The organism is Candidatus Goldiibacteriota bacterium HGW-Goldbacteria-1 (assembly GCA_002839855.1).
Taxonomy (GTDB): domain Bacteria; phylum Oederibacteriota; class PGYV01; order PGYV01; family PGYV01; genus PGYV01.
On the sequence record PGYV01000008.1, the window covers coordinates 190,843 to 201,974 of the forward strand.

Sequence of the window (11,132 nt, forward strand, 5' to 3'; positions counted from 1 at the left end):
ACCAGCCAAAATGAGACAAATAAATAAATGCGCCGCGCTTTTTTTAATGTTTTTTATCTGCGCGGCGCCTGTTTTTTCTTCGGGAACAACCGCAGGCGATTTTCTGCTTGTTGATATAAGCGCAAGGGAAGCCGGCCTGGGCGGCATATATGCCCCCAGTTATGCAAGGCCTTCGGCTTCAAATGCCAATCCGGCGGTGCTTCAGGGTATAGAAGAAAAATCCGCGGTGTTTTCCCATTTTACCTCTGTTTTTGGCACAAATTACGAACAGCTGATATACGCGCAGCCGCTTGGAAAAAAAGACAGCCTTTCTGTATCCCTTATGTATGACACCAATCCGGAACTTTACCGCACCAATGAAGAAGGTTATGAAGTTGAAAGGATAGAAAATTACGATATCACCGGCGCGTGTTCATACGCGAGGGAAATGATGAAAGATTTAAACGCGGGTATTAACGTAAAGTTTGCCTTTTCAAAGATTCATAGAAGCGGTAATTTTGGAGCGGTTTTAAATGCCGGGGTATTGCATAAGAATTTTGAACAGAAATATTTAATAGGCGCGTCACTTGAAAATATAGGCATCAACTCCTCCTACACAAAAGAAAAAGCCATGTTCCCGATGTTGTTCAGGGGCGGATACGGCATTTACGTTTACAGAAACGAAGGCGACGTGATACAAATACTTGCGGAAGAAAGAATCTTTCTTGTGGAAAACGAAGGCGCGGAGACTTCGCTTGGGCTGGAAGTCACCTACCGGGATTTTTTTACCGGAAGGATAGGATATGTGTTTGGAAGGCAGGAAGGAAGAATAGCGATAGGCGCGGGCGTGGTTTACGGGCAGGCATCAATTGATTACGCGTATCAGCCATATTTTGTGGCGGACAACGCGCACAGGTTTACCATAACTTTTAAGTTTTAAAAAGGGAGCGCTTAAATAAGATGGATGAAGCGGAAATAATAAAAAGGATAAAAAAGGGCGAAACAGCACTTTTTTCAGAGATAATAAAACAGTATAAAGGCGTTGTCTTTGGCCACTGTTTCAGTTTTTTAAGAAACAGGCAGGACGCCGAAGATGTATGCCAGGAAATTTTTGTTAATGTTTATAAAAACCTAAAAAAATTCCGCGGCGATTCAAAACTTGGCACGTGGATTTACAGGATAACAATCAATTCCTGCAAGAACAGGTTAAAACAGATGCAGCGGCTAAGGTCGCGTATGGCGGAAGAGTCTTACACCGGCAATGATGAAGAGGAAACAAATACCCTTGTTAATAATATTAAAGAGAAAGAAGAGAACGAACCGGATAACCAGTATGTATCCAAAGAAGTAAGGACTGTTGTCTTTAACAGGATAGGCGAACTGACAGAAGAACAAAGGCAGGTAATTATATTAAGGGATGTTGACGGGTTATCATATGAAGAGGTAGGAAAACTTCTTAAATTGTCTGTATCTGCGGTAAAAAGCAAACTTTTTAGGGCAAGGGAAAACCTGCGTGAAAAACTTGAAAAAGATAAAATATTATAAATGATGACAGTGTGATGTCTTATTTTTTCCCGGGATAGAAACCTGCCGGGCAGCAGTATAAAATAGTGCGAAACCTTTTTTAGTATGGGTTGTCAATATATACAAGGACGGTGAAGAAGATGAAAGATACCAAATGTAATAAAATGAAAGAACTTATAACAGAAAGCTTGGATGGCGGCTTAAACGCGCAGGACACGGCTGTTATGTCTTCTCATTTATCTGATTGCGCCGATTGCCGCAAATACATGGAAACCATGAAAGTTATCATAAACGCATCCAAAAGCATTAAATTTGATGCGCCTGATTTTATTGAAACAAGGGTAATGGCAGCCATAGAATCACAAAATACAGCAAAAAAGCCTGTTTTTGCCCATGTTTTAAGGGTTGGAGCCTCTTTTGCGGCTGTGGTTTTTGCCGCTACCTTCCTTATATATAATAACATAAGCGACAAACAGCATAAAGTTGATATGGCATCATTCAATCCTTCTATTATAGGTACTAATAAAGCGGTAAAAACTGTTAAAGTGGATATAAAAAAAGAGACCGTTCAGACGGCAGCGGTAAAAGAAACCGTTAAAGAAGCTGTAACTGAAAAAACAGCTGAAAAATACGAAAAAAATGTCCTTGTATATGAATACAGGCCGGCTCCTAAAAAAGAAGCTGTAAATCAGTCGGTTCCTTATGTGAATACAGCGGCAGCGCCGGCAGTATCAACAGGGGTTCAGGCGGCAAAAGACCCGGGAGTTGAACCCACGCCGTCTACGCCATTACTTGATGATGAAAAGGCAATTATAGCAAATAACCTGATTAACCCGAACCTTGGACAGGCAGCTGCAATAAAGATAAAAGTGGACGAAACTTCAAGGGTAAAGATTGTTATCTATGATAAAGCGGTAAGGGAAGTGGCAAAGCTTGTGGATGAAGATAAAGCGCCGGGCGCTTACCAGATACTTTGGTATGGCAAAAACGATAACAGTGAAATTGTGCGCGAAGGCATATATTTTGTATATATACAGATTGGAAAACGGGTCATTAAAAAGAACATCATAGTTTCCAAGAATTAAACGACGCAAATGCGACGCCAACCTTTTTCAAGCCGGAAACAGCGGTTTGGAAAAGGTTTTTTTGTTTAAAGGGTAATAGAATTCACGGCTTCATAATGCGGTTCTATGTTTTGTTTGACAAAATTGATGCAATTAAGTTAAAATAAGAAAGTTTGTTGTTAGGGAAATGCTTAAATATACTTTGTGGGGTGTTTTATGATTAAAAACGGTAAAACGATTTACCTGTCTATTTTTCTATTCTTTGTTTTCTCGGTATGCTCATTCGCGGGCAACTATACTTTTCCTCAGGAAGCCAACTATCCATACGGGATACGTGCTACCAATTCCAGTTCAAGTACAATTCTAAGTAAATATAATACATGGAAAGCATCTTATGTACAAAATTCTTCTGTATGTACGGGTTGTTTAAAGGTTGTCAGTCCGGAACCTGTTCCCGGTTATGGCGGGGGGTATACCGTATCTGAAGGTATAGCGTATGGAATGCTGGCATCTGTATATATGGATGACCAGGCAACATTTGACGGTATTGCAAAGTTTAAAATAAACAGGGGTGAAGCGGCAACAGGAAAACCGGGTTCGCTTCTTCCGTGGATTATTAACAGCAGCGGAACAATTATAGATCAGGGTTCAGCCACAGACGCTGACATTGATATAGCTTTCGCGTTTTTAATGGCGGACAAGCAGTGGGGCGGAAGCGGAAGCATAGGCAGGACATATATTTCACAGGCGCAGACTGAAATTGCAAATATAAAAAGCTACGATGTGGCGCTTGATAATCATTTAAAACCCGGCGACCAGTGGGATGACCACACTTTCCCTTCATATTTTATAACTGCTTTTTTAAGGGAGTTTCAGACTGTAGACGGCGATGCCAGGTGGGCAACCATTGCGAATAAATGTTTTACTATGATAAACTCATCGGCAAATGCTACAACCGGGCTTGTCGGAGAAATTATAACAACCGGCGGCGCTGCCATAAATTATGACAAGAACGGCGTTGATGGAAGAAAGTATGACTATAACTCCTGCCGTGTGCCGTGGAGAACCGCAATGGATTACGCGTGGTATGGAACCGCTGCGGCTGACACTTATACAACCAAGCTGGCCACTTTTTTTGCGGGCAAAGGCCCATCCGGTGTTGTTGACGGATATTACTATCAGAACGGCACGTCTTATGGCGGTAACAATAACGCTGCTTTTGTAGGGCCGGCGGGCTGTGCTTTCATGGTAACAACAGACCAGACAAATCTTAATAACTTTTATACAAGGACGTCAAGCTTCAGTGCTACAGAGTCTTATTACAACGGTGCTCTTCAGGTTTTAACTTTGCTCTTTATGTCGGGTAATATGCCTAACTACAGGATAATGAGTCCGGAACCTCCTAAAACCCCCACTCCTGTGCCTGACGGCCAGGTTATTGATTACTTTGATGATTACCTTCCTGATTACAATACCGCCAATGACTGGGGCGGTTACTGGTACACATGGGCGGATGCTAAAACTTTGGGTGCAACTGTTTTACCGGCAGAAGGCGAACATTTAACAATGACTGCCGGCGGCGCTGATGCGGAAAGCGATTTTTATCTGCGTATTACAGGTTCAAAAGCTGCGGCTGTTGCCCCTAATTACCCTTCGGTGGGAATAGGAACAGAATTAAAGCCGGAAATTAAAACACTGCCTGCAGGTCAGGATATTGTTGATTTAAGTGATTTTTGGATAACAAATACGCTTCAAGGTGATGGCGGCGGTATCAGGTTCTGGTGTAAAGGCGACGGCGTAACACCGTGGAAAATTATGCTTGGGCCAAAAGGGTCGGGCTCCACTGTTTATATTGACTGGGCCTCCCACGAATTTGAATTTATTCCGCCCACCACATGGACACAGGTTTCAATACCTTTTGGGCAGTTTACTCAGCCGGCATGGACAGCCAATTTATATGACCTTCAAACGGAAATTCTTCCCGTGATGCAGGAAATAAAATGGCAGGTAGGTACTAATAACGCCGTGGCAGCAATTAATTTTTCGCTTGATAAAGTGGAATTGTTCCCGTATTTATGGGCACCCACACCTGTCCCTACAGCCACTTTTACGTTTACGCCCACAATTACCGCCACCTTTGGCGCGTCAGAACTTCTTGATGACTGTGAAGACGCTGATGGTGTAAATAACTGGGGCGGCGACTGGTTTACTTATGACGATTCGCCAAACGCGGGTACAAGCGTTGTAGTTCCGGAACCCGGCGGAATATGGGCAATGGATAACGCGGGCGCCGCATCAACCGCTTACAGCGCGCGTATGACCGGTACGGTAACAGATGTTTATGCCAATGGTTTTGTGGGCATGGGGACTAACCTTATGTCAACAGGCGGAGCGCGCAACTGCACGCCGTTTTTAGGGATAAGGTTCTGGGCAAAAGGCGACGGGCTTCCGTACACCATAAAACTTGTTCCTATTGCCACTATAAACACGGGCAGCAATGACTGGAAATTTAATTTCACGCCGCCTTCGGACGGTTCGTGGAAACAGTATCAGATAGCATTTACCGAATTTACGCAGGAACAATATTGGGGTACGGTTGTACCGCTTACGACAATAAAGACAAACCTTATGGCAATACATTTCCAGACAGTGGGTCAGCCGTGGTCAAGTATTGATTTGGCCGTTGATCAGCTGGAAATGTTCCCAAGCCAGAATTATACGCCTACACGTACAAACACTTCAACTTCAACCAATACCTTTACAGCCACGCAGACATACACTGCAAGCAATACTTACACGCATACAAATACACCGATACCGCCTACCAATACGCACACTTCAACATATACAAATACTTCCACAAATACAAATACATTTACGCAGACATATACAAATACGGCTACTAACACACATACAAATACCCCTTTACCACCGACTGACACGAATACTGCTACAGTGACAAATACTTATACAAATACAGCAACAAACACAAACACCAGCACGCATACAAACACCAGCACGCATACAAACACCAACACGCCGATTCCGCCGACAGATACTTTTACAAATACAGCGACGTGGACATCAAGCAATACAAGTACAAATACGGCAACCCAAACATACACAAATACAGCTACAAACACTAATACATACACCAATACGGCAACAAATACAAACACGCCTACAGAAACAAATACGCCTATAGCCGGCGGGTCGGACCTTGTAATATTATCCGCTTCAATCACAAGCGAGACCGTACCGGTCTGTATTGTAGGAACGGGAATTTATCCTCTGGGCGTCAGAATTAACTACGCCAATCAGGGAGATCAGGATGCCGCCGCCTTTACAATTGATATAGACGGAAATGAAATACCTGTTGCCGGAATTACGGCAAGCACAAGCGGTTCCGTCTGGATACAGTATGTTCCGTCTGCATCTGTCTTGGTTACAATAGATTCTAATGCTGTTATAACGGAACTTGATGAAACAAACAATACGTTCACCGGCGTTCTGCCGATGGCAACTGAAGTTCCGCAGTGTACAAGCACATCCACGGATACATTTACAAATACTCCGACAGAAACAGAAACAGAAACAGATACGGCAACACAAACAGAAACGGCAACTGATACAGAAACGGCAACTGATACCCCCACAGCGACATTTACGGATACGCAAACACAGGAAAACACGCCTACAGAGACTGATACCGTTGAAGAAACATATACATATACCGCAACAAATACGAATACACATACATACACCCATACAGCCACAAATACGGATACAGCCGAAAATACGCCGACTCATACGGCAACAGTTGACGGCGGCGGCTGTTTAATGGAAGACGGCGAAGACGGGGATAACGCAAACCTGTTCGGCGGATACTGGTACACATACCAGGACGGCACAGGAGCGGCAATAGTCCCGATACCTGCAACGGCAGGCGGCACAGACTTTACAATGACAGCGGGCGGATATAACGGCTCACTTATGGCGGCAAGTTTTAACGGGACAGTAGGACCGGTTGACGCGGGTAATAACGATTATCCTTCAATAGGAATGGGTTCGCAGTTAAATCCGATGGCGGGAGCGCCGCCTGAAGGTTCGGGTGAAGTAACAGATATTTCCGGATGCACAGGTATTAAGTTTTACGCTAAAGGAAATGGTAAACAGTACCATATAAAGATACCTTATTCAAATGTTGACGGAACAAGCAAAACAGGATTTGATGATTACAGACATGATTTCACTGCAACAGCTTCCTGGACCCTTGTGGATGTTCCGTTTACATTGTTATTACAGGCAGGATGGGGAACAGCTTATCCTATAGCTGAAGTGCTTGCAAACGCGAAAGAAATACAGTTCCAGACAAGCTTTAACGCCACAGTGCTGGAAGGCACAACAACCGCGGAACTGTGGATAGATGATTTAATTGTCTATGGCTGCACAACATGCCCGACACCGCCGGTTATAAATACGCCGACATACACAAGTACTCCCACAGAGACACACACTAATACCAACACATACACTCAGACACATACATTTACAGAGACAGAGACAACAATACCGGGTTCCACTGACACCAATACACATACAATTACAAATACGCCCACGCAGACTTTTACAAATACATATACAAACACCTTTACAAACACTTCAACAAATACTGCTACAAACACATACACGCAGACACAGACTCCTACACCCACGCTTGGCGTAAGTATGGTTACTTTAATGCCTACAACGGGTACTATTGTAATGCCTGCCGTTGCCACGATAGCGGTAAGCTTTAATTTAACCGGGCAGAATGCGACTTCAACAAGGATAGAACTTATTGACGCTTCGTCCCTTTCTGTTTACACCTTTTTAACAGATAATACTTTAAGGACACCCGGAAGCCAAACAATTAACGTTCCAACTTCCGGTTTAACGGGTATGCCGGACGGCAATTACACAATAAGGGTAACCGTTATGAATACGATACTTGGGCAGATGAAAGAAGCTTCCAGCGCTGTAAGGGCGTTTGATATGGCGTCAGCCGCGACTTTCACGGCAACCAATACAAACACTTATACGGCAACCAACACGCACACATACACAAATACACCGACGCATACATCAACATTCACATATACCCCGACACCCACTGCAACAAGCAAAGTGCTTGATGTAACAGAATTGCTTCCTTATCCTAACCCTTTTGACCCGACTGTACAGCCGTTATTAAGAATAAGGGTAAAAGTAACCCAGAAGGATGTTGAAAGCTTAAGTGTAAGGATATACTCATCAGCGCAGAGATTGATTGATGAAAAAGTTTTTGAAGGGCAGGCTCTTACCCAGATATTAAGCGGAGACTGTGTGTATTACCAGTCAGAAACCTTAAAAAACCTGTCCAATGGCACGTATTATTATGTGATAATGGTAACCAGGGATGGCAAGGAAGTAAGGTCAAAAATTGATAAGATAATAATACTTAAGTCCAAATCAAAGTAAAACTTTTATAGTTTCAAAATGGCCCGGGTAAAACCGGGCCGTTTTTTTAGCCTGTAAATGCAGGTTTTTTGGCAGTTTTAAAAAAGCGCACAAAAAAACACTTAATTTTGACATGTTTTTTACCTTAAAAAAACATTGACATAAATGGCTCTTTTGAATAAAATAGCAGTTACTTTAATATTGAAGTTATTCTATTTTAACGAAAAAAGAACGGAACTTTTTCGGGTATGTTTTGTCTTAATATTCAAGGTATGATTTTAAATATAAAAATATAAAATGTAATAATTCAGGAGGTAATAATATGCACATTAAAAGGTTACTTACGGCTGTAATGACGGTGTTGTTTGTATCAGCGGGTATGGCATATGCCGCGCCTGTCTATACAAATTACCCTTACGGCAATCAGCTTACAAACGGCACTGCCTACGCCACAGACCTTAACACAAAGTGGACAAATTTTAAGGGTAAATTTGTCGTGGCAAACGCGACAAGGGGCGGTTCCAGGGTTATGGCTCCTGAATACCCGCATAACGGCAGAACGGTATCCGAAGGCCAGGCATACGGTATGATTTTTGCCGTTTATATGGATGACAAAACAACATTTGATTTGCTTTTAAAATATAAACTTGCAATTTGCGCGCTTGACGGAAACAGCCAGCTTATGCCATGGTCAACGTCAACTGACGGAAATTCAATAACTGACGGCGGCTCCGCTACTGATGCTGATACAGATATGGCGTGGGCTCTTATGAAGGCAGCGGAACGATGGGGCGGAAGCCCTTCGGGAATCACCGGAGCGCTTACTTATACGCAGTACGCACAGGGTATGCTTAACGCTATTGCAAGCAATTGTATTGCCGGTGATGGAAGTTTAAAACCCGGCGACAGTTGGGATGATATGGAATATCCTTCATATTATTCAGAAGCTTATTTTAGAGAATATGGTACTGTTTACACAAGCGCCAAATGGGCTACGCTTATAACGCAGTGCAACAGCCATATTATTGCAAATCAGGTTGTGTCAACGGGCTTAACATCAGAAACCGCAAATCAGGACGGTACAAGAAGGGATCAGACATACCTTTATAACGCGTGCCGTACAGGAATGAGATACGCGATAGATTATGCGTGGAACGGCGATTCAACCGCGGGAACGGTTATCAACAGGCAGGCAGCTGCGTTCCAGGGAATTGCGGCATCATCAATAGGCGACGGTTATAATGTAAGCAGCACCAGTCCCACAAGCAATAACAATAACGCGACATTCATAGGGCCCATAGGCTGTACCTTTATGTACGGTACTGCATATCAGACCCAGCTTGACGCGTATTACGCAAGGACTTCTTCCCAGGTAGGCAACCATATTAACGGAAATGAATATTATAATGCGGCTGTAGGTTTTTATTCAATGCTTGTAATGTCAGGGTATTATCCCAAGAACTTTTCTTCGGGTGCCACCGCAACGCCCAGCAATACAGTTCCGGCGGGTTCAACAGCGACAAATACTCCTATAGTTGTTGGAAACTGTTCATTTGAAGACGGCGAAGATAATGACGCGGAAAACTTCTTCGGCGGATTCTGGTATACATATGAAGATGGTACAGGCGCGTCGGTTTCACCGACAGCAGGCGGCGATTATTTTATGGGTTCGGGCGGATATGATGGCTCGCTTTACGCGCCAAGGTTCACAGGAACGGTAGGGCCTATAAATGCGGCAAACAACGACTATCCTTCAATAGGTATGGGTTCGCAGTTTAACGCGAATGCCGGAGCACCTCCTGACGGCACCGGAGAGGTTACAAATCTTTCAAGCTGCGACGGAATACGTTTTTACGCAAAGGGAGACGGCAAGTCATACCACGTAAAAATACCTTATACTGCGGCAGACGGCACAAGTATGACGGGTTACAATGATTACCGTTATGACTTCACCGCGGCTGCAACATGGACGCTTGTTGATGTGGCGTTCTCACTTTTCGCGCAGGCAACAGGGTGGGGAACAGCGTATCCTATAGCGACTGTTCTTACAAATGCCAAAGAAGTTCAGTTTCAGACAAGTTTTAACGCGACAACAGGCACCACGACAGCAAACCTTTGGGTTGACAATATAGTAATTTACGGGTGTAATTCATGCCCCACACCGGCTGCCACTTCCACTGTAACACCCGGCGGCCCTACATTCACATTCACAAGCACATATACAAACTCTTATACTGCCACCAATACAAACACAATACCGGCGGGGTCAACCGCAACATTTACACCAACGGCAACATCTGACCTTCCTCCGGGCGAATGCCTGATGGAAAACGCTGAAGACGGGGACAACACCAACCTGTTCGGCGGATACTGGTACACATATCAGGACGGCACAGGCGCGGCAATAGTTAACAGCGGCAAACAATGACTATCCTTCAATAGGAATGGGTTCACAGTTTAACCCGATGGCAGGTGCGCCGCCTGAAGGAACAGGCGAAGTAACAGACATTTCAGCCTGCACAGGTGTAAAGTTCTATGCAAAAGGGAACGGCAAAGCGTACCACGTTAAAATACCTTATTCAGCAGCAGACGGAAGCAGCTTGACGGGATACAACGATTACAAATATGACTTTACTGCGGCTGCATCATGGACGCTTGTGGATATTCCGTTTATTCTTTTTGCACAGGCAACAGGATGGGGAACAGCGTATCCGATAGCGACAGTACTTGCAAACGCGAAAGAAGTACAGTTCCAGACAAGCTTTAACGCGACAGCGCTTGAAGGCACAACAACAGCGGATCTTTGGATAGATGATTTAATCATCTACGGCTGTGCAACATGCCCGGCACCGCCGCCTTCACCCACACCGCTTAACACGGCAACATACACAAACACAATACCTGCCGGTTCAACATCAACGTTTACAAACACGGCAACTTATACAAGGACAGCAACAAACACACCGCCTGCGGGATCAACGGCGACATTTACGCCTACAACACCGCCCGCGGGAGTATGCGTAATGGAAGACGCTGAAGACGGGGACAACACCAACCTGTTCGGCGGATACTGGTACACATATCAGG

Annotated in this window: 6 protein-coding genes; all 6 read left to right on the forward strand. The window is 44.2% G+C overall.

From position 1 onward, the window contains the following. Positions 1-10 precede the first annotated feature (10 nt). The gene (locus CVV21_10160; GenBank protein ID PKL91145.1) at positions 11-919 is read left to right on the forward strand and encodes a hypothetical protein; all 909 of its coding nucleotides are present in this window, start codon (positions 11-13) and stop codon (positions 917-919) included. Positions 920-939: 20 nt separating this feature from the next. Continuing rightward, complete coding sequence (locus tag CVV21_10165; protein PKL91146.1) at positions 940-1,524, forward strand: hypothetical protein; 585 nt, start codon at positions 940-942, stop codon at positions 1,522-1,524. 119 nt (positions 1,525-1,643) lie between these two features. Further along, on the forward strand, positions 1,644-2,588 hold the full coding sequence (locus CVV21_10170) for a hypothetical protein (GenBank protein PKL91147.1): 945 nt from the start codon (positions 1,644-1,646) through the stop codon (positions 2,586-2,588). Positions 2,589-2,783: 195 nt separating this feature from the next. Then, on the forward strand, positions 2,784-8,066 hold the full coding sequence (locus CVV21_10175) for a hypothetical protein (GenBank protein ID PKL91148.1): 5,283 nt from the start codon (positions 2,784-2,786) through the stop codon (positions 8,064-8,066). 301 nt (positions 8,067-8,367) lie between these two features. After that, the gene (locus CVV21_10180) at positions 8,368-10,473 is read left to right on the forward strand and encodes a hypothetical protein (protein PKL91149.1); all 2,106 of its coding nucleotides are present in this window, start codon (positions 8,368-8,370) and stop codon (positions 10,471-10,473) included. A gap of 16 nt (positions 10,474-10,489) precedes the next feature. Further along, positions 10,490-11,132: hypothetical protein (locus CVV21_10185; protein PKL91150.1), on the forward strand; the 643-nt coding region annotated here is incomplete at its 3' end.